The organism is Caballeronia mineralivorans PML1(12) (genome assembly GCF_001028175.1).
GTDB lineage: Bacteria > Pseudomonadota > Gammaproteobacteria > Burkholderiales > Burkholderiaceae > Caballeronia > Caballeronia mineralivorans.
The window spans coordinates 62,744-88,110 of the sequence record NZ_AEJF01000093.1 but is presented as its reverse complement, the minus strand read 5'-3'; the positions used below and the strand labels follow the sequence as shown (position 1 = coordinate 88,110).

Sequence of the window (25,367 nt, the reverse complement as noted above, 5' to 3'; positions counted from 1 at the left end):
ATGAACAAAAGAAAAGTGATTCCGAGTCTGCGATCGCTCGCAGATCAAGAGCGCGCGACGGCCAAGAAGGCCCGCGCATCGTGGCAGATGTTCACGATTATGGCAGAGTTTATCGAGGCGACCGAGTACCTGTCGGAGATCCGCCCTGCTATCAGCATCTATGGTTCGGCGCGCCTGAAACCGGAGTCGCCGTACTACCAGCTCACCATAGAGATCGCGCAAAAATTCTCTGACGCGGGTTTCGCCGTCATCTCCGGCGGCGGCCCCGGCATCATGGAAGCAGCCAACAAGGGCGCGCATGCGGGCAAATCGCCGTCGGTAGGGCTGAACATAGAATTGCCGCATGAGCAATCGGGCAACCAGTGGCAGGACATCTCGCTGCGCTTCCGGCACTTCTTCACGCGCAAAGTCACGTTCGTGAAGAACTCGGATGCCGTGGTCGTGATGCCGGGCGGCTTTGGTACGCTGGATGAAATGGCCGAAGTGCTGACGCTGATTCAGACCAAGAAGTCGCGGCATGTGCCTATTGTGCTGGTCGGCGCCGAATTCTGGGAAGGCCTGCTCTCGTGGTTCCGCAACACGCTGGTTCCGACCGGCGTGATCAGCGAGAAGGATCTCGGCCTGATGCAGGTCATCGACGATCCGGACCAGGTGCTGGAAGCGGTACTGCAGTTCTACGAAGACCGCGAGACAGCCGAAGAACAACCGGCCGAAGGCAAGTCGGACGAAGACCGGATGTTTTATCTTTGATCGTTTGATGGCGTGATCGCTTGATGAGCGGCTCCTTTCGGAGCCGCTTTCTGCGTTATTGGAAGGCCACTTCCGCAAAACCTCGCAACTTCCGGCTATGCAGTTTCGATAGCCCGTTCATGCGCAGCAACTCCATCGCCTTCACGCCGATCTGCAAGTGCTGATCCACTTGCGCGCGATAAAACTGGTCCGCCATGCCGGGCAATTTCAATTCGCCGTGCAGAGGTTTATCGGAGACGCAGAGCAGGGTTCCGTAAGGCACACGGAAGCGGAATCCATTGGCAGCAATAGTGGCGCTTTCCATATCGAGCGCAATGGCCCGGCTTTGCGACAAACGCTGCACCGGCTCGCGATGATCACGTAACTCCCAGTTACGGTTATCCACGCTCGCCACGGTTCCCGTGCGCATCACGTGCTTCAGATCCACACCTTCGAGTTTCGTCACTTGCGCGACGGCTTTTTCAAGCGCCACCTGAACTTCGGCCAATGCGGGGATCGGAATCCATAGCGGCAGATCGGCATCGAGCACATGGTCTTCGCGCACATAACCATGCGCCAGGACATAGTCGCCAAGACGTTGTGTATTCCTCAATCCCGCGCAATGCCCGAGCATGATCCACGCATGCGGCCGAAGTACTGCAATATGGTCCGTGATGGTCTTTGCGTTCGACGGGCCCACGCCAATGTTGACCATCGTGATGCCGCTGCCATCGGCGCGTTTCAGATGATAGGCTGGCATTTGCGGCAGGCGCGCAGGAGCGACGCCCTGTTGTTCCTCTTGCGAATCGCCAAGGTTCTCGTTGCCCGTAATCACGTCGCCGGGTTCCACGAACGACATATATTCGCTTCTATATGCCCGTGTTTCTTCGTCGTCCGCGCGCGACATGATCCGGCGCCCGAGCTTCACGAACTCATCGATATAAAACTGGTAGTTCGTATAAAGCACGTAGTTCTGGAAATGCGTAGGCGAAGTCGCGGTGTAATGCTTCAGCCGATGCAAAGAAAAATCAACGCGCGCCGCCGTGAACAATGCAAGCGGGTGCGGTTCGCCCGGACCCGGTTCGTAGGTGCCGTTCACAATACGGTCGTCGAGCAGCGCGAGATCCGGCATATCGAAGATATTGCGCATGGCGAGCAGCCGGTCGCGATCCAGGTCACCTTCCAGGTGGATGCCTTCTGCGAACGCAAAGTGAATGGGCACCGGCTGCGCCGACACACCCACTTCAATCCCCACATGGTGATTCTTGGTAAGAAGCCGCAATTGCTCGCGATAATAATGACCGAATAAATCCGGCCGCGTCAGCGTGGTTTCGAAAATTCCCGGCCCCGCGACAAAGCCATAGGAACGACGTGAGTCGATTTGCGTATTCAACTCGGTACGCACGCGCACGAACGGATAACACGCCCGCACGCGATGTGAAAAAGGTTCGTGCTTCCTATAACGCGCGAAGGCATCGCGCAGGAAAGAGGTGTTGGCTTCGTAGATTGCCGATACCCGCGCGACCGCGGCCACGGGGTCGTCAAAAGACTCCGTCGGGAAGTTGTTGGCAGGCGTGGAATGGCTGGCTTGAGTCCGGTCGTTTGTCATGATCTTCTGCGCTCTTGTGATGGAATGTAGGCCCGACTAACGATGAATCCAATAGCATCCACAGAAACGGCTGGAGGCCAGGCAAGTAAGGCTTTCAAGTCTTGGCGCATCCGTTACCATCCATTGACTTCCGCTCCTTTTTAGTACACCGTTTCGACTACAAACCTCCCTCGAGGTTGTCCTTGTGTACATAAAACCATGCCCAAACTCGCTACGGCCCTTACGGACACTCGCGTCAAAGCCCTCAAGCCCAAGGTGGCACGCTATCTGGTGTCAGACGGCGGGGGTCTCGTTCTCGAAGTGCTAACTTCGGGGTCTAAAGTCTGGCGCTACCGCTACTCCCTCCACGGCAAGCAACAGCCGATGACAACCATAGGCGACTACCCCGCCATCAGTTTATCGGAAGCGCGTGAAAGAGCGCGCAAGTACGCCAAGATTGTGGAAAGCGGCAAGTCTCCCGTCGAGACGGCCCGTGAGGACCGGGGAACCGTGGTCCGCCTCGATACCGTTCGGTTGTTCGGAGCCGCTTACTACACCGCGAGGGTCGCGCATATGTCAGCCGCGTATCAGCGGACCATCACGCGAGCCCTGGACAAGGACATTTACCCCGCCATCGGCGACAAGCCGCTGTCCGAAGTCACCGCCTTAGACGTGCTGGCCATCACCGACCGCATCAAAGCGCGGGGGGCTCCGCAGATGGCCTTAACAGTTCGCAATTTGCTTAAAAGAATGTTCGCATACGCCGTGTTTCGCCGAATGATGACAACCAACCCGGCTGCGGCGGTCGAGGCAAAGTACGTGGCGACGCAATCAAGTCGCACGCGTGTCCTGTCTCCCGACGAGATAGGCACGATCCTGCGAGCGATCTATCGCTCAAACATGCGCCATGAATTGAAACTGGCGCTGCACTTGCTCATGCTCACGATGGTGCGGAAAACCGAACTCACCTCGGCGCTGTGGACGGAGTTCGATTTGAAAGAAGCCATCTGGCGCATACCAGCGGGCCGCATGAAAAAGTCAAAAGAGCATTGGGTCTATCTGCCGACGCAAGCCGTTTCGATCCTGCGGGAGTTGGAGAAGCTAACCGGAGGCGAAGGCTACGTGTTCCCCTCGCCTAGAAGCCGGGAGCCGCGCCCAGTCTCCCGCGCTGCGCTGAACGTTGCCGTCGATGTCCTGAAGCTAGATGTAGCGGATTTCGTGTTGCACGATTTCCGGCGCACGGCCTCGACTCACCTGCATGAGATGGGGTGTTCGTCGGATGCCATCGAAACGGCCCTCGCGCACTCGATCAAAGGCGTGCGGGGGGTCTACAACCGGGCTGGCTATGCCGAGGAACGGAAACGCATCATGCAATTATGGGCGGATTTCGTGGATACGCAGATTGCCAATCCCGCAAAGGTCAATTTTCGTGGGGCCGAAGGCAAGTCCGCATAAATGCGCTTCACCTGAGTGCCGATTTGCGTGCGAACCGAAGATTGCACTGGGAGGGAAACGGCGTGCGGTTTCGCAGCTCTCGTCCCAGGCGACGATTGATCGCTCGCCCACATCGGGAAAGGAGCCCGTGTATGGAATGAACAGCACCGGACGTCCCGACGACATGACGAGCGTCCTCGCGGGTGGAGTTCGTCGGGAGGTACTTTTCGGACCTCCCTATGCCGTTTCGTTGCTATCCGATCGCGAAACCCAGTGCCCGTCGATGGAAGTCTGCGGCTCACTCTGAATGTCGGACGCGAGTGAGCCGAACGAGAGCTAGTTGCTCAACTATCCCCACTCGATCGTCAACCCGAGAGTAGAGCCTTGGGGAAGCAGGCGTTTCCGCCAGGTCATGCGGCGTCGATACCGTCCGCGATACCGAAAATCCTGCGTAGCACTTAATGGCTTTCGTCGGACCGCATCGGAGAATCCACGTCCGCTTTGTTTAAAAAATCGCAGCCACCGGCGTCTCAGGACGATTTGTGAGCGCGATACCGTCGTCGATACCGTCAGGCTCGTCCGAACGCGGTCCTCGATACCGTCACAACCGTAATGCTGCATCAAGATCATCGTGCTCGAATGCGCTTGCCATGCGGGCGATCTCAGCGCGCCTGGCGCCGACTTCCTGGGCAACTGCTTGCCACATCCGGGTCACCTCAGCCACTTCCCGGATCGTGGCCCGAGCCTGTTTCAGCGACAGGCCGAAAAACTCCGCCGCATTTTCCAGAAGACCGACTGAACACGTTCCCTCGTCGAGATCGATGTTTGTCGTCAGGATGCGCGCCTTGACGTCAGTTGGTGTGGGATTGAGGTCATAGGCCGGTGACAACACCCACCCATCGCGTCCCGCCCACAGGAAGCCGTGGTTGCGCAGATGGTCATCGACATTGGAAACCAGCACATTGAACGTTACCCGGCGATACAACTGCGCAGCATCGGCCCGCGCCTTCGCTCCGTGTTCTGTCAGTGCGTCAACCAGTTCGGGATAACTGCCGCGTTGGCCGTCCCGCGACCCCGTCATCGACATCGCAGAGAGAAAGGGAATGCGAATGCTCCCAGCGCGATCAAAGCGACGTGACAGCACCACAGGCTTGCCCGCTACCTGGAGCAGTGTGTGACGCGGGGTGGAAATGCCGGCACGTTCGGCCAATCGCAGGGCGATTTCCTCCCAGGTCTCAATGCTGTATTCGTCGGTCTCTTTCGGGAATTTGGCAATCGATAAATGGCCGTACTGATCGATGACCGATGCCTTCGGACGCGCGCCACCGAGTGACGACCCTGGCGCGAAGATCAGTTGCAAATCCTCATCGGTTTCCTCGTCCCGCAGGATGCGCTCGGTGATTTGGAGCAGCCGCCCCAATTCGATGAGCGCAGGGACACCGGCGGGCACGGGCGCCTGAAATTCGTCGTCTCCACTCCAGCGGAATCGCAGCGCGCCCAGACGCGTTTCATCAGCTACGCCCAGCAGATAGTCCAGTTCATCGAGCGTGCGGACGCGCCGTCCGTCCCGTTCGGCCTGTCGACGCTCCGCGCGCTGCATGAGGCGGCGCCCCCAAGTATCCGGTGCCGAATCGCCGAGCGAACCAAAGATGGGTTGGTCGGGCAGCGGTGGGAAGACACCTCGCGTCAACGCCAGCGCCGGCTCGATCGAAAAGCGCTCGTCGTTGTCCAGCCAGGTCTCGTCATATTCGAACGTGACCGTTTCTTCCCGACGCGACGCATGGCGCCTGAGCAGCCCCACCGGTCGCGGCGCGCCGTCGAGATCGATGTATACCTCGACATCAGTCATGGTTACCCTTCCCTCCGGCACGGGGCAGCCGGACGCGCAGAGGCAATGCGGCGGTTGCCAGCGACTGCCCTACTGTATCCTGGGCGGCGTCGGCAACCTGCAGCAGTCGGTCCAGAAGCCCAAGCGCCTGTAGCACGGCCGCGTAGATGCCGATGCTCACGCCTGGATCTCCTGCCTCGACGCGCTGCAAAGTCGCTCTCGAAGTGAAGGCTCGCTCGGCAATCACCGTCATGGTCAACCGGCGACGACGACGCGCATCGTGTATATCGGCGCCCAACTTGCACAGCGCCCGCCGAACACCTGCGGAAGGGGCGTGAGGGGTTGGCATTTTGCCACCTTCGTAAGTCCTTATATCGCCCAATGTATCACGAAGGTGACATTTCCTCCGCTACCTCGCCAAAATTGACCTGAATGCTCGACATCTTACGTAGATGAATCGCGGACCACCACAATCAGCTCTTTGATAGGTACAAGCGAGGTGCAGTCAACGGGGACCAACGACGTGGAGCCTACAGCCACCGCCTTTACCAAGCCACCGGTACGCCCGTCTTCGCTTCGTTTGTCGCAGCCAAGACTGTCTGCGCGAAGAGCACGAAACAATGGGCCGCCCACCAGAGAAACGAATGAATCTTGTCGGTCCGTTGCTCGTTCGCTGCCACGAACCGCCGTCACAGACAGGTTAACTCTTGCGAGCCCAACGACTGACCATGTTTTAGCCGTAGAACGCCATCGTCTTTAAGTGGGCTACCGTAGTCGCCAGTTGTCAGAGCGTGTTTAAATGACTGTAGTTGATGCAATGAAATTTCAAAGACTCGGCTCGAGTGATACCGCAATCTTCCGGCACTGGCGCATGTTTCAACTGGGCTGAACCAAGCATATCAAGGAAGCGATTTGCATCGATAAGTTCGATCGGCATAATGCCTTCCGAACTTCTCTGTGCTGCACGAATTGCGCCTCTGCGAAAGCGAGAAGAGGGAAGGTCTGCACAACCTGCTTTCTGCGCGTTGACGGTTTGCGACCCACGTTGTAGCCGCGCTGGAAACATGCTGGTACCTCGATCGCCGCGCTTTTCAGCCGTGGCGACTTGCGTTTGTCGGGACTCGTGGCGTCTGCGCTGGCATGTTTCAAACATTGCGCAATGCCTTACGCGCCTCCATAGGTTACCCAACGCAAACAGCGTCGTGATCTGGGCAGTGTTCTTTATCAAGCCCTGGTATCGTGTCTTTGTGTAGCCAAACTGTTGCTTGAGGATGCGGAATGGATGCTCGACCTTGGCACGGATACCGGCTTTCAGATGTTCAATCTGATCGAATATCGCATCCAGTCGATCGCTCAGGTTCAGCTGTCTACGCCTGCACGGCTTCATCGCGACATGCCAGTGCACTGAACCGGCCGCGCAACGCGTTTGAATACCCTGATACCCGGCATCAGCGTACACATCCGCTTCTTCGCCGTGCAGCAACGCTTCGGCGACGTTGATGTCGTGAACGTTAGCCGCTGTGCCAATGACGGTGTGAACCAGGCCAGACTCCGCGTCCACGCCTATATGCGCTTCCATCCCGAAGTACCATTGATTGCCCTTCTTCGTCTCGTGCATTTCCGGATCCCGGGCTCTGGAGGCGTTCTTCGTCGAACTGGGCGCCGAAATCAATGTAGCGTCGACCACCGACCCTGCCTTGAGCATCAAACCTTTCTCGCTCAGGATCTCATTGACCAGTGCGAGCATTTGCACAGCCAGACCGTGCGTTTCGAGCAGGTGACGAAATAGGAGGATCGTGCTCTCGTAGGGCAATCGCGTCATCCCGCCGTCCAGCCCAGCAAAGTCGCGATATAGCGGCACGTCATACGGCGCCTCTTCCATCGCAGGGTCTGACTGACCAAACCACTGTTGCATAAAATGGATCTGCAGCATCGTGGCAATCGGAAATGGCGGCCGTCCGGTTTTACCCTTCGGATAGTGCGGCTTGATCAGCGCAATCAGTTTCGACCACGGAACCACGCGTCTCATCTCCTCGAGAAATTCCCGCTTGCGTGTGCGTTTCGTGGACAAATCCAGACCAAGACCAATTTGTGTCATCACGGCGCCCCTCAAAATATCCGGCTATCCAGGATAGTCCACGCACACGTCAACGCCAGGACTTTTGTAGACTTTCCTTACGCGTGTGAGGTCCTTTCCCACGAGTCGGGCTTGAATTTAAAGACCGATTGGTCTATAATTTGCTGGATGGCACAATACACTTCTCTCCCCTCGCCGCGTGGTCGCCCTCGAAGCTTCGATATTGACGCCGCTATCAAGCGAGCGATGGACGTCTTCTGGTCGAGCGGCTATCACGGCACCTCGCTTCCTGATCTTCTGGAGGCGACAAGGCTTTCGCGCGGCAGCCTCTATGCCGCGTTTGGAGACAAGCACGGGCTTTTTCTCCGTGCCCTCGACCGTTATATCGAAGACGCACTGGCTCGACTCGATGCCGAACTCGATTCGTCAAGGAGTGCGCTGGCGGGCCTGCGTGCCTGTCTCGCCGGGTATGTCGATCGCACGAGCGGCGTCAACGGCAAACGCGGCTGTTTGGTCGTGGCGACGACGATGGAACTGTCTGCTCAGGATAGCGAAGTAAATTATCGAATCGCCAAATTCTTCCGGACATTCGAGGCGCGACTGACTGCCGCGTTGACACGCGCGCAGGAAACTGGGGAGTTGGCCGAAGGCGTCGAACCTGCGAGTGCCGCGCGCTTGCTGGTCTGTCTTGTCGAGGGTCTACGGGTGGTAGGCAAGACCTCTCCGGCTCGCGCCACGACGCAGGCTATGGTTGAAACACTCCTGGACCGGCTCACGGGCTAAGACGTTAAACGACACCGAGCTGTTTTAGCACGCTCATTTATGGACTAAATGGTCTTGAAGGTACTCTATGTCTCCGATCCAGATCGTTTGTGCAGTGCTTGTTCCCTTGCTCTGGGGCTATCAGTTCGTGGCCATCAAGCTCGGCCTTGCGGAGTTTCCGCCGCTCTTCTTTCTTGGGCTACGTTTTCTGGCTATCGCACTGCTGCTCATTCCATTCGTCGCCAGACCCACGCGTAAGCAACTAGGCCCAATCCTGGCGATATCCGTATTTCTCAGTGCCCTAAACTTCGGTTTGTTCTATATCGGCCTTGGGCTCGGGACGGGAACCGTTACGGCTGTTGCTTATCAACTTGCCACTCCTTTCATCATTCTCCTGTCATGGCCGATGTTGGGAGAACGACCATCGTTGCACACTGCAGCCGGCGTATTGCTTGCTTTCATCGGCGTTGTCGCGGCTTCAGGCGGCATATCAGTGAACGCCATTGCTACCGGGCTTGTCGCTGCGTCTGCGTTCGCCTATGCGCTCGGCAATGTCCTGACCAAGCGTTACGGCCCGTTCGACCCATTGATGCTGGTGGCATGGATGTCACTATTTACGGTGCCCCAGGTAATGATCGCCTCGTCCATACTCGAACGCGGGCAATTGGCATCCTTTGCAACGGCAGATGCATATGGTTGGCTGGCGCTCGTCTATACCGTGCTGATCGGCGGGATCGGCGGGTTTGGTTTGTGGTTCTGGCTCATTGCCCGCTGCTCGATGGGCCGCGTTGCGCCATTCGGTCTGCTGATGCCGGTGTTCGCGACAATGTCGAGCGTATTGTTCCTCGGTGATCGACTGACTCCGATGCTAGTCGTCGGGGGGCTGGTCGCCCTCGTCGGCGTCGCTGTTACACAACGTAGACCGGTAGCCCAACCGGGTTGAGCGGGGTATCGAATTTTTTTAATCTTCAACGAAAAGAGAAACACTGATGGCGACATTTGTTCTGGTGCATGGAGCCTTCCAGGGCGGCTGGGTCTATGCGCGGGTTGCGCGCATGCTTCGAAAGGCTGGTCACGAGGTTTACACTCCGACACTGACCGGGCTAGGGGAGCGTTCCCACCTGGCGAATCAGGCGATCAACCTGGATACGCACATCCAGGATATCGTCAACGTTTTCAAATACGAAGACCTGACCGATGTGATCCTCTGCGGCCATTCCTATGGAGGATTGGTGATCACCGGGGTGGCAGGAGAAATCGGTAACCGTATTCGCACGCTTTTCTACCTCGATGCCTACGCGCCTGCAAAGGGGCAATCCCTACTGGGCATCACCGGAGCGGGAATGTCACTTGCCGTTCTGGAGCAGGCAAGCGGGAACGAGGGGATGATCCCGCCGATTCCAGCTGCCGTATTTAACGTGAATGTCGCAGATGCTCCCAGGGTTGACGCGATGTGCGTGCCACAACCGCTACCGTCCTTTGTACAAGCCGTGCGAGTCGGTGCGGAATCGGTTCCCGTCGCTAACCGTACATACGTCTTTGCGACAGCCAATGGTGGGGATTGGTTTGTCTCTACCCATGCGCGGTTGAAAGACGATCCCCGGTGGAAGGTGCGCACAGTGGCGTCGGGCCATAACGTCATGCTCGATAGTCCTGATGAGCTAACGTCGCTATTGCTGGAAGAAGTACCTGGGGAAGGAGAAGGGGCGGTTGCCGGTTTGAGGGCCGCCACATGATTCGATGTGATACCGGCGTGACCGCGGGCAGTCGCGGATGTTCGGTGGGTTTGCCGCAATAAAGCGGCCCGCTGTGCTACCGGTGAGAAGACATCCGTCGCCAAGTAGTTTCATTTCAATGATTATATTTAGTAATCCTTATCATTTCAGATCAACTCATCGAGACGGCCTTATCACAACTGAACCCGTGCGACGGCGACAGGCCGCGTTCAGTCATCTTTCTACGAGGTCCGGAAGGCTGAGCTTGTAACGCAGGTACCGACACACACACAAAACAAGGATTTCGCGGAGCGGTCCGCTCAACCGAGGCGTACAGCCGGAAGGGCTCGCACCGGAGAGTTATAACCGTACGAGGGATCTCCATCGGATCGAGTCAACTACCCAACGCGTTCGGATCCCGCCACGCCCTCTCAAATGGAAGCCGCCACGCCCGGGGCGCAACGAGTTGATGGATGGCGTTTGGCCCCCACGAGCCCGGCGCGTAGAAGCGAACGGGTGGAGGCGATTCGAGCAAGGCCGTCGATACTTCCCACAGCCGTTCGATACCCTCAGCGGTGGTGAAAAGCGTACGATCGCCCCGCATGGCATCGAGGATCAATCGCTCGTAGGCTTCCAGTACTTCACCAATCAGGCCGGTATCGCGCATGGCGAACTGCAGGCTCAGTTTGTCCAGCCGCATCCCGGGACCCGGGCGTTTGCCATAAAACGAAAGCGACATTTTCGAGGCGTCCGCCAAGTCAAACGTCAAATGGTCCGGTCCTTGTGAACCGACACCTGATCCAGCCGGAAACATGCTCTTCGGCGGCTCGCGAAATGCAATGGAAATGATCCGTTGCCCCTCGGCAAGCCGCTTTCCTGTGCGCAGATAAAATGGAACGCCGGCCCAGCGCCAATTGTCGATCGAACATTTCAACGCGATGAATGTTTCCGTTTCCGATTCCGGACTGACTCCGTCCTCGGATCGATAACCGGTGTACTGCCCCCGGACAACGTCCGTTGGCTGTATCGGCAGCATGCTGCGAAAGACCTTATTCTTTTCCTCGCTAATGGGCGACGGTTCCAGCGACGTCGGTGGCTCCATCGCCATGAACGCGAGAATCTGAAACAGGTGCGTGACGACCATGTCGCGAAATGCACCTGTCTGTTCATAGAAACCCGCGCGCTTGCCGAGGCCCAGCGTTTCAGGCACGTCGATCTGCACGTGGTCGATGAAGTTGCGGTTCCAGATCGGCTCGAACAGACCGTTCGCGAAGCGGAAAGCGAGAATGTTCTGGGCGGGCTCCTTCCCCAGGAAATGATCGATCCGGAAAATCTGCTCTTCCTCGAAGACTTCGTGCAACCGGGCATTCAACGAAACAGAACTCGCCAGATCCGTTCCGAACGGCTTTTCCATGATGATCCGTGAGCGTTCCACGAGACCCGCTTCCTTGAGCATGCCGACGGCTGAGAGCGCGGCGTTAGGCGGAACGCTCAGGTAGTGCAGCCGCCGGCACTCGCCATCGAAGCTCAGTTCGGCGTTCAGCACCGCCGCTTTGAGCGCCTCCGCGCCTGCTGTCAGTGGCAGATAGTCGAGATTGGCGGCGAAAGTGTCCCACTCCGGCTGGGCGACCTTGCGAGAAGAAAACTCGTCGAGCGCTTCTCGCGCCGTGCGGCGAAATTCGTCAATGTGAATGTCGTCGAGTGCGACGGCAATGATTCTGCAGCCCGGAATGAATCCTGCACTCGAGAGATGAAACAAGCCTGGTAAGAGCTTGCGTCGCGCCAGATCGCCGGTGGCGCCGAACAGAACAACGACTTGCGGGAATTGTGGACCCACCCCTGCAGAGACCTTGACCATCGGCAAATCCTTTCTGGGTTGTCAAAGTCTGGCGAAGAGAATGCGAAAGAGTGCATCCGGCACCTTGCCTCGCGCAAGTACCTCAAGGGATCGTTACAAACCTTGGGGTAATCTCCGAGAACACACTTGTGCCAATGTCAATGCACACGACGACGGCTATCTTCTAGGGGAAACTGGGGAACAAGTACATGAGAAAGGCGCTTGCCCGATGTGGATGGGAGGCGCTGAGCGAGTCAACTCTCAATCCTACGGCTGATGTTGGAGTCGCGGGCAACGCGCGGACTCAGCGTGCCAACTATGGGATCGCGTCGCAGCGTTCACCTCCGACAGTACGCAGTGTGCCCTGCGATTTCCTTATTCCAGAACCGACAAAGGAAGATGTCTGAGGGCACGGGAATGCGAAAGTACACGCGTTAGTACACGAACCAAAAACTTCTGCGCCAGCGGCTTGACAGACAACGGTGACAGAGACGCGTTTACCTCTTGTGAAATCGACATTAACACGGAAGAACCACAAGCCCATGAACACCCCTCCCGCCGATGCGTTTCTTCAACACGCCCCGCCGCTCCAGCACCCTTTCGATGAAACCAGCGCAAAATAAGACTTTTGCGACGGGTTCAACGTCCCTTTAGCGAGTGCGTTTTGCTAAAATTCGGGCACTCATCTGGAGAAACATCATGAAGCCGCTTCAATCTGTCGCCATCGCGGCCATTCTCGCCGCAGCCAGCATGGGCGCATTCGCGCAATCGGCCCCCGCGACGGATGAACCTCCGGCGCACGTCATGTCGCCTGAAGAAAAAGCCGGGCTGCCGGACCTGAAGGCCATCAACCGGCCCGCTGCGCAAGTCAGCTCGAAGGTCGAGATTTCGCCCCCGCGTCTGCCGAGTTACCACGAACAAAGTACGAACGGCACCGAAATCACCGAATACCGCGACAAAGGCAAACCGGTTGAAATCGACGTGCGTTCGAACTTCGGCACGCGTTATCAAATGAGCGCGCCGGCGGACACGTCACCGACCGTCCGCGATAACGGCAAGCCCAACACGCGCCTGCCGTCGTGGAATCTGACCTACTGAGCGCTTACCACCCGCTGCCAGTTTCATACACCGATCCCAGCGCCGCGTCGCCGTCTCACGGCAACGCGGCGCCTGACTGACGCACCCGTCGGTCCGCCCGCATTCCAACCTTCATCGACGCTCTCCCGCATGGCCGTCTTCACCGCTGTCACCGATTCCCAGCTCACCGACTGGCTGCAACATTACGAACTCGGCGAAGTTGTCGACTTTCGTGGCATTGCGTCCGGCATCGAGAACAGCAACTTCTTTCTGACGACCACGCGCGGCGCGTATGTCCTGACGATCTTCGAGAACCTCACGGCCCCGCAACTGCCGTTTTATCTCGATCTGATGCGTCATCTGGCACATCACGCCGTGCCTGTTCCCGATCCCATGCCGCGTCGCGACGGCGCGCTTTTCGGCGAACTGAACGGCAAGCCCGCGGCCATCGTGACGAAGCTGGACGGCGCGCCGGAACTGGCGCCGGGACCGGCGCACTGCATTGAAGTGGGACAGATGCTGGCGCGGCTTCATCTGGCGGGCCGGAATTTTCCCGCGTATCAGCCGAATTTGCGCAGCCTCGCGTGGTGGCAAGAGAGCGTGCCGGCCGTGCTGTCGCATTTGAGCGACGACCAGCGCGGGTTGATCACGAATGAACTCGCCCATCAGGCGGCGTTTTTCGCATCGGACGAGTACCGCTTGCTGCCCGAAGGCCCGTGCCATTGCGACCTGTTCCGCGACAACGTGCTGTTCGCGCATCCAACGGCGGATGAAACGCGGCTTGGCGGTTTCTTCGACTTTTACTTCGCCGGCAACGATAAATGGCTCTTCGATGTCGCCGTCTGCGTGAACGACTGGTGCATCGACCTGGCCAGCGGCGCGCTTGATAGGGCGCGGGTCGACGCGTTGCTGCGCGCCTATCAGACGGTGCGGCCGTTCACGCCGGCCGAAGAGCATCACTGGAACGACATGTTGCGCGCGGGCGCGTTGCGCTTCTGGGTGTCGCGTCTCTATGATTTTTACCGGCCACGCGAAGCCGAGATGCTAAAACCGCACGATCCCGGCCATTTCGAACGCATTCTGCGCGAGCGCATCAAAGTTGCGCCTCCTCCCGCTCACGGTAATTAATCAATGCAATTGATCGAAGTCCCCGCCAAAACAGGTTATGTGTGGTTCCGCCAGGGTATCTGGCTGTTTCGCCGGAATCCGCTCGCGTTTCTTACGGTGTTCTTCGCCTATTTGTTCGCCATGACACTGATTTCGCGGCTGCCGCTGATCGGCCCCGTGCTGCCGCTGCTGCTGATTCCAGGTGTGGCAGTGGGGTTCATGGCGGCTTGCCGCAATACCATCGCCAAGAAACCGGTCTGGCCGACGGTTCTCATCGACGGCTTTCGTGCTTACGGGCAGATCGTCGCGCGCCGCCTGCTCGTGCTCGGCGTGATCTACGTTGTTGCGATGGGTCTGATCTTCGCCGCGTCCGCGCTGGTCGATGATGGCCTGCTGCTCAACATGATGCTCGGCAACGGCCCGTCCGGCGATCCGGAGACCGTGGCGGCGAGCTTCAATCCGCTCGCTGTGCTGGTAGCCATGATCTGCTACCTTCCCGTCGCTATGCTGTTCTGGTTCGCGCCGATTCTCGTCGCCTGGCACGACGTGCCGCCGGTGAAAGCGCTGTTTTTCAGCTTTGTCAGTTGCTGGCGCAATCGCGGCGCGTTCGTCATTTACGGCGTGTTGTGGATCGGGATCGCGCTCGCCGTGTCGTTCGGACTGAGCGCGTTGATGCAGGTGCTCGGCGTCGCGCAGGAAATGGCGCTCGCGGTGTTGATGCCGGCGTCCATCCTCGTCACGACCGCGTTGTATTGCTCGTTTTACGCGACATATCGCGGCTGTTTCGGTGTGCAATCGGAGGATTCACCCGATATTCCCGACCTGTCTGGACCGCCGGCGTGAGTCGTTTCCCCGCTTTTTGATTGCGATGATCAGGCGCCGATGACTGTTTAGTCATCGGCGCTTTGTTTTTGGGGCTCGCCGTGAAACGAACCGCGCATCGCTTCCTTAGTGCACTAAATATTTGCGTACACTATCGCTATCTCCCGTTTTATAGCGTACGCAAGGCGCGACCGCCATGACCTCCTCACCGCAATTCCCGCTCGAACTCGACGCCCAGCTTTGCTTCGCGCTGTACTCGACCTCGCTCGCAATGACTAAGACGTACAAACCGCTGCTGGACAAAGTCGGGCTGACTTATCCGCAATATCTGACGATGCTGGTCCTGTGGGAAAGCGACGATCTGACCGTCAAGCAGATGGCTGAACGGCTAAGTCTCGATTCGGCGACCATGACGCCTCTGCTAAAACGTCTCGAAGCGCAAGGTTACGTCAAGCGCGTTCGGGGTATTGAAGACGAACGGCAAGTCCATATCCGTCTCACCGACGCCGGCCGTGCGCTGAAACACGCTATCCGCGATATCCCCGGCGAGATCTATTGCGCGGCCGGATCGGACGCTGACCGGCTGATCAAGCTGCGCGACGATCTGGTGCAATTGCGCGCGTCGCTGATGGAACACAATCAAACCTGATTCCCCCGATAGCAATAAACAATCGTCCTTTCGTCGATTTAATTTGTACACAAATGATTAGCGCGATATATTTATTCCCGTTGGCACAGCGTTACCGAACACCGCTTCACGTCCACTTTCTGCCGCCGGGCGGCAACCATCGAACAGGAGAACATCATGAGCATCCTTTACACAGCAACCGCAACGAGCACGGGTGGCCGCGACGGCCGGGCAGTATCGTCGGATGAGAATCTGGATGTGAAGTTGAGCGCGCCGAAGGAATTGGGCGGCTCGGGAGCCGCCGGCACGAACCCGGAACAACTATTCGCCGCCGGTTATTCGGCGTGTTTCCTGAGTGCGATGAAATTTGTCGCCGGTCAGCAAAAGAAGGCCATTCCCGCCGACACCACGGTCACCGCCGACGTAGGCGTTGGCCCGAACGACAAGGGCGGCTTCGCGCTAGACGTCGAATTGCGTGTTTCGCTGCCGGGACTGGACGCGGCTGAAGCGCAAAAGCTGGTTGATACGGCCCATCAGGTGTGCCCGTATTCGAACGCGACGCGTAACAACGTCGACGTACGCGTCAAGCTGGTCTGAACCAGAGCGCTGGGGGAAACTCGCCCCAGCCTCTTGGCTCACCAACCGCCAGACGCAAAAATGCCGGCCTTCGTGGCCGGCATTTTTTTGCCTCGCCAGCGCCGATTTCGGCGTGACGAATCCTGCTTGTCCTTCTACTGACTAACGAATTACTGCGCGAGCCACGAGGGATGACGCGACGATGCGCGACGATCCAGCTTCTGCATGCGGTATTCGAGGTCGTAAATGTCAGTGGCTTCGGCCAGATAAGCGTCGTTACGCTCCTTGTCACGCTGGTCGGCGGATTTCGTCAGAAACAGGAAGAGGCGGCTGAGCAGATACATGGTGAACCTCGCTTAATGATTAGGGTAAGTACCTAGTGCTTTGATCGAAGTATAGGGTAATCCCTAAGCAAATGCTAGCGCTCAAAAAGAATCACGTTGATACAAAAGGCTTTTTTACAACACTCAGGGCTAAACCAGCGTCTCGTCGCGCACTGCCGATTGCACGCGGCGCTGGTATTTGAAGAACTCCCACAGCATGGCCGATGCGTCCGGTCCTTTGGACGAATGGAACTGCACGGTGTCGTCGCCGCCGCTCCAGGCATGGCCCAGACCGCGCACGATGCAGGTCCTGATCACGCGCCGGCCGCCTTTCACGTAGTCCGTGACGGTGCCGTCGGCTTGCGTTTCCTCGCGGCGTTCGCCGTTACGCCAAGCGCCGCTTGCATCGGTGAAACGATTCAGGCGCAGGAATTCCGTCGTCAGTTGCTCGGCATTGATCTTCGACACGACCGAATCCAGCTCTCCGTGCACGATCATGGCCGGCATGCCGGGATAATCCGCGACGTCGACCGCTGCGTCGATCAACTCGACCGGATCGCTGCGGCTGCCTCGGCGCATGGCGTCCATTGCACCGATTGCTGAATTCGCGTCGCCAAAAACCACGCCTGAATGCAATCCGACGGCCGCAAACAGGGACGGATATTTGACGGCGAGCATTGCTGCCAGTCCGGCGCCGGCCGACATACCTGCCAGATAAATACGTTCGGCGTCGAAACGATGCCGTGCGACAACCTCCTGCACCAGGGAGACGACCGCCCTTGCTTCGCCCCCGCCGGAATTGGCGGAATCTTCGTACCAATGCCAGCAGCGGTGGACGTGCGCGGTCTTCGATTGCTCGGGGTACAGCACGGCGAATCCGAAGCGATCGGCCAGGAGATTGATGCGGGTACCCTGCGCGAACTCTTCAGCCGATTGTTGGCAGCCGTGCAGCATCACGACCAGCGGCATACCCGCGAGCGATGCGCCGGTCGGCAGATACAACGCGTATGCCAGATGATTGACGAACCGGCCCGCCGTTGGAGGTGCCGAGTGAAACGAACGGCTCCACTTCCCCTCGGCCCATGCCGAAGCGCGCGGCCGGACCCGCGACTCGCCAAGGACGCGCGGTTTCGCGCTGGCTTTTGGCTTCACGACTGCCGGTTTGGCCACTTTGGCGCGAACAGGCCGCGCCGGAGCGCGCACTTTTGGCGCTCTCGGCGGTGCGATCTGTGTGGCTACAAGGCGTTTCAAGCCTCGTAGCCAGAGTTTGGTTAGGCTTTTGGGCATCGAATTAGGGTCCGCACAGGGGAAAATGGATCGCCAACCCTTTCGGGCATGGCGAATGTTGTGCAGTGCACAATAGCATTTATCGCGCGGCCGTGCGCGACCCAGAGAATTTCACATCGCGTCACGTTGTAGTCATCTGGGTGCGCAATGCAGGTACGTTGCAAGAACTTCGTGCTAATCCGTGAATATTTTTAGACTCCCTCTAAAAATTTTGGAACACGCCTGGCAGGTATACTGTCCACTTTCCACTGCTCTGCAAAATCAATCTTCATGCCCGACTTGCCGCTTTCGCTTTGGCTTTCGATTACGTCGCTCGGCAGCGTCGGCGTCATGATTCCGCTCGCGCTCGCGGTCGCCGCGTGGCTTGCGCTTGGTTATCCGTGGCGGTATGCGGCGTGCTGGCTGGCCGTGCTCGGGGGCGCCAGCTTACTGGTGGTGCTCACGAAAATTGCGTTCATGGGATGGGGCGTGGGCGTGCGCGACCTGGATTTCACGGGAATTAGCGGGCACGCGATGGTGTCGTCGGCGGTGTTGCCGGTTGCCTTGTTCGTCGCGTGTTTGCCCGGGCGCCGATGGATGCGTGCGTTCGGCGTCTCGACAGGAGTGCTGATCGGGATCGTAGTCGGCGTGTCGCGGATCTTGTTAAACGCGCATTCGGTGTCGGAGGTGGTGACCGGATGTGCGCTCGGCGCGCTCGCCGCGCTGGTATTTGTGGTGTTCGCTTGGCGCGCGGAATCTGGAAAGCTGTCGCCGGCGCCGGTTGCAGTCAGCCTTGCGATGGTGGCCATCACGCTCCACGGGATTTCCGTGCCGACGCAGCGCTGGATTACGGATATCGCGCTGCATTTGTCAGGCCGTGAGCAGCCGTATATTCGTGCACGCTGGAAAGCCGGACGGTATGACAAGCCTATCGCGGCGCCGTCGCAACATATCGATGTGCGGTTTCCAGGGGCCTCGGAATCGTAGGTTTGCTCGCGCCGGTGGACGGTTTCAGGTCGAAACAGCCCTACCGTTATAACCCCAAATATATTACGATGCGCTTTCTATTCCACTCGCCTCGTCCATTGTGTTCAATCTCAAACACTCGCTGATCGCCGCTGTCCTCACGCTCACGCTGCAAACCACCGCACACGCCGATGAAATCGTCGTCTCCGCCGCCGCAAGCTTGACCAACGCGTTCAAAGCCATCGGCGATGCGTACGAGAAACAGCATCCCGGCACCAAAGTCCTGATGAACTTCGGCGCCTCCGACGTGTTGATGCAGCAGATCGTGAAAGGCGCTCCCGCCGATGTCTTCGCCTCAGCCGATCAAAAAGCAATGGACAAAGCCGTCGACGAAAAGGTCATCGCCACAGACTCGCGCCGCGATTTTGCCGCGAATTCGCTCGTGTTGATCGTCCCGAAAGACAGCACGTTCGTCCCCACCAGCGTAAAAGACCTGACGGCGGCCAGCGTGAAACGCGTGGCTTACGGCGATCCGGCATCGGTACCCGTCGGCCGCTACACCGAAGGCGCGCTCAAGCAAGCCGGCGTGTGGGACGCCGTCAGCGCAAAAGGCGTGCTCGCAGCAAACGTACGCCAGAGCCTCGACTACGTGGCGCGCGGCGAAGTGGACGCGGGCTTCGTATTCAGCACCGACGCCGCCGTGATGCCGGATCGCGTGAAAGTAGCGCTGAACGTGCTGACGCAAAGCCCGATCACCTACCCCATCGCCCAGGTAGCGCAGAGCAAACACGCCGCCGATGCCCAGCAGTTCATCGCGTATGTATTGTCGCCGGATGGCCAGAAAACGCTCGCGCAATTCGGTTTCAAGCCGCCAGTGAAATAACGCTTCTGCACAGAACATACAAAACATCGGACCATGGACCAGGCGTGGATTCCACTGCTGCTGTCGCTGAAAGTAGCCGGATGGGCGACGGCAATCGATGTCGTGCTCGGCGTCGCGGTGGCGTTCGGTTTGTCGCGATGGCGCTCGTCGGCGCGTGAGCTCGTCGACTCGCTATTGACGTTGCCGCTGGTCATGCCGCCCACCGTGCTCGGGTATTACCTGCTCGTGCTGCTCGGCCGGCGTGGCCCGATCGGTGCATGGCTCGACAAGTTCGACATCCAGTTGGTGTTCACGTGGCAAGGAGCGGTGATCGCATCCGCCGTGGTCGCGTTCCCGCTCGTGCTGAAGTCGGCGCGTACCGCATTCGAAACCGTCGATCCGCAATTCGAACGTGCCGCGCGCACGCTCGGCATCAGCGAAGCAGCCGTGTTCTTCCGCATCACCCTGCCGCTCGCCGCACGCGGCATCCTCGCCGGCGCGCTGCTCGCGTTTGCAAGAGCGCTGGGCGAATTCGGCGCAACGCTCATGATCGCGGGGAACTTGCCAGGCAGGACGCAGACGCTCTCAGTGGCCGTCTACGCCGCAGTCCAGGCGGGCGACGACAGCACCGCGAACATTCTCGTGATCGTGACCTCGGTGACGTGCGTGGTGATTCTGCTCGCAGCCGGACGGCTGCTGCCGCAGCGCTCGATGGCATCGGTACGCTGAGCGAACGTTGACCATGACCGCCCTATCCGTGCGCCTGCGCAAGCATTTCATCACGCCCGAGCGCGATTTCATGCTCGATATCGCGTTCCGTTCGACCAGTCAGCGCATCGTGCTGTTCGGGCCATCGGGCGCGGGTAAAAGCTTGACGCTGCAAACCATCGCCGGGCTGATCGAGCCGGACGAAGGCGAGATCGTTCTGAATGGAACCACGCTGCTGGATACGGCCAACGGCATCGATCTGACGCCGCAAGCGCGCCGCGTCGCGTATCTGTTTCAGGACTACGCGCTGTTCCCGCATCTGAACGTGCGGCAAAACATTGCCTTCGGTTTGAAGCGCGGCTGGTGGAATCCGTCGAAGCACGTCGCGCACGCAGATGTGGACTACTGGCTGAACGCGTTCGATCTGACCCAAGTCGCGCGGCAGTTTCCGGCGCAATTGTCGGGCGGGCAAAAGCAGCGCGTCGCATTGGCGCGAGCGCTGGTTCCGCATCCGCAATTGCTGTTGCTCGATGAGCCCTTTTCAGCGCTCGACATGGCCTTGCGCCAGCGTATGCGGCAAGAACTTGCCGACCTTCAAAGCGGCCTGGATATTGCGATGGTGCTCATCACGCACGACCCCGACGACGTCGCCATGTTCGGCGATCAAGTCGTGAGTCTGCACGAAGGTCTCGTGCAAACCCACGATGCCCCGGACAAGCTCAGTCCGTCACGCCAAGAATCACGCTCGACGCCTTGAACGCCGCAATAGCCGTCTGACCTTCCGCGAGGCCGAGCGTCGCGACGCTCTCGTTGGTAATGATGGCCGTGACTGTCGTGGCGTCATCAAGGGCAAGCGATACCTCCGCGTTCACCGCCCCCAGTGTCACGCTCGACACCTTGCCGCGTAGCTGGTTGCGCGCCGAAATCCGCACCGATGCACGGGGTCCCTTGACCTCGTCGACCATCAGCATGACCCACGACGCCTTCACGAGCGCGAACGCCTCGCCACCCTCCTTCAGGCCAAGCGACTCGGTGCTTTCGTGCGTGACGACGGCGACAACCGACTGACCGCCCGGCAATGCGAGTTCGATTTCATCGTTGACCGAACCGCGCGTGATTTTCCTGACCGTGCCAAACAGTTGATTGCGTGCGCTTGTTTTCATGCCAATCCGTCCGATAAGCCGCCAGTCCTGCGCGAAACCTTCAATAGCCGCACCCGCGCGGTCGAGAAAAAGCTGATGCTCGCGTTCGATGGCGCGATAGGTATCTATCAGTCTCAGTGCCTTCGCCGTCAGCGTGGTCCCGCCGCCGCCCTTGCCACCCGTGGCACGCACGACGAGCGTGGTGCCGGCGAGATTGTTCATCGTATCGATAGCGTCCCACGCCGCCTTATAACTCATGCCGACGGCTTTCGCCGCGCCCGTGATCGAGCCGGTCTGATGGATGGCCGCGAGCAACGCGATGCGCGCCGCCCCGCCAAGCGTGACCTCACCGCTGCGAAGCCAGATGGAACCGCCCAGCTCGATGGCATCGTGCGGTGTACTACGGGATTCGTCGGTCATGGGGTGAGCGCGGAGTAGGAGGAAAGCTATAAGGCGAGCTATAAGCGAGTGCGACGATTATATCGATGCATTCGTCGATGCATTCGTTCACTTGACCCGCGGCCGTTTTATCTTGCGCAAGATGCGCTCGCCTTCCATCGCGCTCATCCGCTGGGCGTTCACGGCGAAGCCTCTCGCCAACCCCTTTTGAAAATCGCCGGCTTCACCCAGATCGGCTAATCGCTGGGCAGCGACTTCCGCGTCGTTGCCTTCACCCAGGACGCTTTGCAAATTCCCGAGCGCCTCTTCTACGCGCTTGCGGGTTTTCCGGGTCAGCAGCGTACTGAAAAATTCGAGTGCGTAACGCAAACGCTTGGCGTGGATCCGCACCTTGTGTCGCGTCTGGGCATCGAGCGTGGTGAGATCCGGCGCACGTTCGATCTTCCGATAATGTTTGGTGATGCGCTTCTGCGCGTAGTCCGCGAGCGTCTGGTCCGGGTGGCCCGGCGGCGCTTCGAGCGTGCTGAACCATTCGACAAACAACAGCGCGAGCTGCGCGTGGCGCGGCGAGTTCATTGCGTCCTGCAGACGTTGCCGGGCTGCGATGCGGTTTGCTTCGGCGGCGCTTTGCGTCGGTTGCCACGCGCCCTTGTGCTTCTCGTCATCCGATGCCGCGTAAGCGGCGAGCGTGGTGTCAGTGAAGACGTCCCAGTCGCGCGCGTCGGCCAGCAAGTCGCCGAACCATTTCAGGTCGGGCGCGACTCGCGTAGTCCAGGTGTCGTCAATCCATTCAGGAAAGAGCTTGAGCGCTGTCTTCAAGCGGCGCTGCGCCACGCGCAATTGATGCACGTGTTCCGCTTCGAGTCCACCGCGCGACGCGGCGTCGTTGCCGAACCAGTGCGCCGCAACCGACTTGCCGATCTCGACGAATGCATCGGTCGGAGTGGCGTCTTCCGGCAACTTCAGCTTGGCGGCTTTGACAGGCTCACGCAGGGTGGTATCGATGGCGAACGGTACGATCAGGAACGGCAGCGTCTGCACGATTTCATGCGCGCTGGCAAACAACGCTTCGCGTGCGTCAGGGGCGGCCGTGAGTGTCAGCGTCACCGGGCGATCTGCGTTCAGCCGCAGCGTGGCACGCACATGAACGCCGGTATCCATCTCGCCGGGCGTATCCCATTCGACGATCGCCACCTCGACCGCCTCGTTCAATGTGAAGTTGCCATCGGCGATCAGGTTCTTTACTTCAGTAAGCGCTTCTTCCGACGCGATCCAGGAATGCAGGGTGTCATACGGCCCAGCCTCAGTTTCAATCCGCCGGACCAAAGGCCAGTCCCGGTGCAAAGCCACGAAAACGCGGTGGTCATCGTGGGTCTCGATTGCGAGTTCCCACTCTGGTAAACCCACCCCGGCTTTTTGGGATCGCAGCATGAAATCCATGCGGCGCGCGCCGGCGAACCGGCTCAATTGCGCTAGCGCTTCGTCCGGCGGACCGTTCGGCACATCAAGAGAAACCATCCTCAACTCGACGAGTTGCAACATAAGTTCTCCATCATGAGCAGGTCCCTTGCCGGACAGCAAGACGCAAGCCGCTCTTTCATATCATACAAATTTCATTGCGGTGAATGGTCATCAAAACGCCATAAAGCCTGTGCAACCATGACCAGCGCACCGCCAGAAGCAACGCCTTGTCGCTCAAAACCTCCCCGTACACGCGCAGCCTCAAGCTCAAAGGACGTTCCATGCCTGACTTGACCCTCCCCGACAGCAACGACAGCAACGGCCCGCGCTCACTCGGACGCCGGCTAAGCATGCCGCTGTTTCTCGTCGTCATCGCCGCTGGCATTATTTATTGCGTGACGCATCTGATGCAGGATCTCGAGTCGGTCCAACAGTCGTCGATATTGCCGTACGTCCTGCTCGGTGTTGCATTGATGATCGCGCTTGGATTCGAGTTCGTAAATGGCTTCCACGATACGGCCAATGCCGTCGCCACCGTCATCTACACGCATTCGCTCGCGCCGAATCTCGCGGTCGTCTGGTCGGGCGCATGGAATTTTCTCGGCGTGCTGGTGTCAAGCGGCGCGGTTGCGTTCGGCATCCTGCAACTGCTGCCGGTGGAACTGATTCTGGGCGTCGGTACATCGCAGGGCTTCGCGATGGTGTTCGCGCTGCTGATCGCCGCGATCATCTGGAACCTCGGCACCTGGGCACTTGGGATTCCTTCGTCGAGCTCCCATACGCTGATCGGCTCGGTGATCGGCGTCGGGCTGATGAACCAGATGATGCACGGTCCGTCGGGAACATCGGGCGTGGACTGGGGCCAGGCGCTCGCAGTAGGAAAATCGCTGCTGTTCTCGCCGCTGGTCGGCTTCATCCTGGCGGGTTTGCTGCTGTATGTCATGAAGCTCGTGGTGCGAGTTCCTGCACTGTATAAAGAGCCGAAGAAAAACACGCCGCCGCCGTTCTGGATTCGCTGCCTGCTGATCCTGACCTGCACGGGCGTGTCGTTCGCGCACGGTTCCAACGACGGTCAAAAGGGCATGGGCCTTATCATGCTGATCCTGATCGGCACCGTGCCGACCGCCTACGCGCTGAACAAGGCCGTCACGCCGGCCCAGACACAGACCTTCCTGTCGGTCGGCCATCACGCATCCGAAGTGCTCGGCAAGTACACCAACGGCGCCGCGCCCGTTGCCGACCCGCGCGCTACGGTGCAGCACTATGTGCAGACCAAGACGGTCGAGCCGGACACCATCGTCGCGCTCAAGCAGCTCACCGAAGTCATCGATGCGCAAGTCGGGCCGTCGTCGTCGATGGCGACCGTACCGCAAGGCATCGTGAATAACGTGCGCAACAACATGTATGTGGCCTCCGAAGCGCTGCGCCTGATGGACAAGCAGGGCGCGCCCACCTTCGCCGCCGACGACGCCGCCGTGCTCAAGAACTTCAAAGGCCAGCTCGATCATTCGACCAAGTTCATTCCGACGTGGGTGAAAGTGGCCGTGGCGGTGGCGCTTGGCCTCGGCACGATGGTCGGCTGGAAGCGGATCGTAGTGACGGTCGGCGAACGTATCGGCAAGACCCATTTGACGTATGGACAAGGGGCATCGGCGGAACTGGTCGCGATGCTGACCATTGGCGCAGCGGACGTCTACGGCCTGCCGGTCAGCACGACCCACGTGCTGTCCTCGGGTGTGGCAGGGACAATGGCCGCAAACGGTTCAGGGCTGCAATGGCGCACCGTGCGCAGCCTCGCGCTTGCCTGGATCCTGACCTTGCCCGTTTCGATCGCGCTCGCAGCGGGCTTGTTCTGGGTGTTCCGCGGACTTTTCTAAGCGGGCTTTCCCTTCTAAACGTGCTTTTAAGCCCGTTACCCCTTAAAGCGCGAGCGGTTTTTTCAAACCGCTCGCGCTTGCAGAACGTGCCGATAGCCGACCTGTTTTTGTCTGCCCTCCAGCCACCCTCCTGACGCCATACCCTTCCCCGCCGATGGCACACCGTTTGCTGAATTTTGCTGA

General features: G+C 59.2%; 23 protein-coding genes and 1 pseudogene. 15 read left to right on the top strand and 9 right to left on the bottom strand.

The genetic code is table 11. The annotated features are described in order from the left end of the window. Positions 1–750, top strand: a complete 750-nt coding sequence (locus EOS_RS15375) for an LOG family protein (protein ID WP_047847519.1) — start codon at positions 1–3, stop codon at positions 748–750. A gap of 55 nt (positions 751–805) precedes the next feature. On the opposite strand, the gene EOS_RS15370 is transcribed toward EOS_RS15375, so the two are convergent. After that, complete coding sequence (locus tag EOS_RS15370) at positions 806–2,338, bottom strand: AMP nucleosidase (protein WP_047847518.1); 1,533 nt, start codon at positions 2,336–2,338, stop codon at positions 806–808. Between the two features lie 198 nt (positions 2,339–2,536). On the opposite strand from EOS_RS15370, the gene EOS_RS15365 reads away from it, so the two are divergent. Continuing rightward, positions 2,537–3,772, top strand: coding sequence for a tyrosine-type recombinase/integrase (locus EOS_RS15365; protein ID WP_047847517.1), 1,236 nt, complete (start codon positions 2,537–2,539; stop codon positions 3,770–3,772). 580 nt (positions 3,773–4,352) lie between these two features. On the opposite strand, the gene EOS_RS15360 is transcribed toward EOS_RS15365, so the two are convergent. From EOS_RS15360 to EOS_RS15350, 3 genes and pseudogenes are all read right to left on the bottom strand, one after another. Next, entirely contained in the window at positions 4,353–5,600 is a 1,248-nt protein-coding gene (locus EOS_RS15360) for a type II toxin-antitoxin system HipA family toxin (RefSeq protein ID WP_047847516.1), read from the bottom strand. Beyond that, complete coding sequence (locus tag EOS_RS15355) at positions 5,593–5,928, bottom strand: helix-turn-helix domain-containing protein (RefSeq protein ID WP_075645338.1); 336 nt, start codon at positions 5,926–5,928, stop codon at positions 5,593–5,595. The genes EOS_RS15360 and EOS_RS15355 overlap by 8 nt, the downstream gene beginning before the upstream one ends. A gap of 825 nt (positions 5,929–6,753) precedes the next feature. Then, a pseudogene (locus tag EOS_RS15350) lies at positions 6,754–7,677 on the bottom strand (IS5 family transposase); the annotation flags it as partial. 225 nt (positions 7,678–7,902) lie between these two features. Here EOS_RS15350 and EOS_RS15345 point away from each other — a divergent pair. From EOS_RS15345 to EOS_RS15335, 3 genes are all read left to right on the top strand, one after another. Then, positions 7,903–8,439 carry a TetR/AcrR family transcriptional regulator gene (locus tag EOS_RS15345; RefSeq protein WP_235442827.1) on the top strand — a complete coding sequence of 179 codons (537 nt, stop codon included), beginning with the start codon at positions 7,903–7,905 and terminating at the stop codon, positions 8,437–8,439. A 67-nt stretch (positions 8,440–8,506) separates the two neighbouring features. Next, positions 8,507–9,361, top strand: coding sequence for a DMT family transporter (locus EOS_RS15340; RefSeq protein WP_047847513.1), 855 nt, complete (start codon positions 8,507–8,509; stop codon positions 9,359–9,361). A 46-nt stretch (positions 9,362–9,407) separates the two neighbouring features. Further along, on the top strand, positions 9,408–10,154 hold the full coding sequence (locus EOS_RS15335; protein WP_047847512.1) for an alpha/beta fold hydrolase: 747 nt from the start codon (positions 9,408–9,410) through the stop codon (positions 10,152–10,154). 373 nt (positions 10,155–10,527) lie between these two features. Here EOS_RS15335 and zwf read toward each other — a convergent pair whose 3' ends face one another. Then, positions 10,528–11,991, bottom strand: a complete 1,464-nt coding sequence (gene zwf / locus EOS_RS15330; RefSeq protein WP_047847511.1) for a glucose-6-phosphate dehydrogenase — start codon at positions 11,989–11,991, stop codon at positions 10,528–10,530. A gap of 678 nt (positions 11,992–12,669) precedes the next feature. Between zwf and EOS_RS15325 the strand changes: the two genes are divergently transcribed. From EOS_RS15325 to EOS_RS15305, 5 genes are all read left to right on the top strand, one after another. Then, positions 12,670–13,068, top strand: a complete 399-nt coding sequence (locus EOS_RS15325; protein WP_047847510.1) for a hypothetical protein — start codon at positions 12,670–12,672, stop codon at positions 13,066–13,068. A 129-nt stretch (positions 13,069–13,197) separates the two neighbouring features. Continuing rightward, on the top strand, positions 13,198–14,175 hold the full coding sequence (locus tag EOS_RS15320) for a homoserine kinase (RefSeq protein ID WP_047847509.1): 978 nt from the start codon (positions 13,198–13,200) through the stop codon (positions 14,173–14,175). Positions 14,176–14,178: 3 nt separating this feature from the next. Then, positions 14,179–14,997, top strand: a complete 819-nt coding sequence (locus EOS_RS15315; RefSeq protein ID WP_047847508.1) for a BPSS1780 family membrane protein — start codon at positions 14,179–14,181, stop codon at positions 14,995–14,997. A gap of 175 nt (positions 14,998–15,172) precedes the next feature. Beyond that, positions 15,173–15,625: a MarR family winged helix-turn-helix transcriptional regulator gene (locus tag EOS_RS15310; protein ID WP_047847507.1), complete on the top strand. Its 453-nt coding sequence runs from the start codon at positions 15,173–15,175 to the stop codon at positions 15,623–15,625. Positions 15,626–15,781: 156 nt separating this feature from the next. Next, positions 15,782–16,201 carry an organic hydroperoxide resistance protein gene (locus EOS_RS15305; protein ID WP_047847506.1) on the top strand — a complete coding sequence of 140 codons (420 nt, stop codon included), beginning with the start codon at positions 15,782–15,784 and terminating at the stop codon, positions 16,199–16,201. A 149-nt stretch (positions 16,202–16,350) separates the two neighbouring features. On the opposite strand, the gene EOS_RS44455 is transcribed toward EOS_RS15305, so the two are convergent. Continuing rightward, entirely contained in the window at positions 16,351–16,524 is a 174-nt protein-coding gene (locus EOS_RS44455; RefSeq protein ID WP_075645337.1) for a DUF3563 family protein, read from the bottom strand. A gap of 129 nt (positions 16,525–16,653) precedes the next feature. Next, a complete protein-coding gene (locus EOS_RS15300; protein WP_047847505.1) occupies positions 16,654–17,790 on the bottom strand; it encodes an extracellular catalytic domain type 1 short-chain-length polyhydroxyalkanoate depolymerase in 1,137 nt (378 codons plus the stop codon). Between the two features lie 270 nt (positions 17,791–18,060). Between EOS_RS15300 and EOS_RS15295 the strand changes: the two genes are divergently transcribed. The 4 genes from EOS_RS15295 (at position 18,061) to EOS_RS15280 (ending at position 21,062) form a co-directional block, all read left to right on the top strand. Further along, positions 18,061–18,756: a phosphatase PAP2 family protein gene (locus EOS_RS15295; protein ID WP_047847504.1), complete on the top strand. Its 696-nt coding sequence runs from the start codon at positions 18,061–18,063 to the stop codon at positions 18,754–18,756. 100 nt (positions 18,757–18,856) lie between these two features. Further along, positions 18,857–19,618, top strand: a complete 762-nt coding sequence (modA, locus tag EOS_RS15290; RefSeq protein ID WP_235442826.1) for a molybdate ABC transporter substrate-binding protein — start codon at positions 18,857–18,859, stop codon at positions 19,616–19,618. Between the two features lie 33 nt (positions 19,619–19,651). Beyond that, entirely contained in the window at positions 19,652–20,326 is a 675-nt protein-coding gene (modB, locus tag EOS_RS15285; protein ID WP_047847502.1) for a molybdate ABC transporter permease subunit, read from the top strand. A 13-nt stretch (positions 20,327–20,339) separates the two neighbouring features. Continuing rightward, positions 20,340–21,062, top strand: a complete 723-nt coding sequence (locus EOS_RS15280; RefSeq protein WP_047847501.1) for an ABC transporter ATP-binding protein — start codon at positions 20,340–20,342, stop codon at positions 21,060–21,062. Here the strand turns inward: EOS_RS15280 and EOS_RS15275 are convergent. Both EOS_RS15275 and EOS_RS15270 read right to left on the bottom strand, forming a co-directional pair. Further along, a complete protein-coding gene (locus EOS_RS15275) occupies positions 21,025–21,867 on the bottom strand; it encodes a TOBE domain-containing protein (protein ID WP_047847500.1) in 843 nt (280 codons plus the stop codon). The two genes, EOS_RS15280 and EOS_RS15275, sit on opposite strands and share 38 nt — an antisense overlap. A gap of 87 nt (positions 21,868–21,954) precedes the next feature. Continuing rightward, positions 21,955–23,388 (bottom strand): CHAD domain-containing protein, encoded by a 1,434-nt coding sequence (locus tag EOS_RS15270; protein ID WP_047847499.1) that lies wholly within the window; start codon positions 23,386–23,388, stop codon positions 21,955–21,957. A 200-nt stretch (positions 23,389–23,588) separates the two neighbouring features. Between EOS_RS15270 and EOS_RS15265 the strand changes: the two genes are divergently transcribed. Beyond that, on the top strand, positions 23,589–25,184 hold the full coding sequence (locus EOS_RS15265) for an inorganic phosphate transporter (protein WP_047847498.1): 1,596 nt from the start codon (positions 23,589–23,591) through the stop codon (positions 25,182–25,184). Positions 25,185–25,367: the final 183 nt, after the last annotated feature.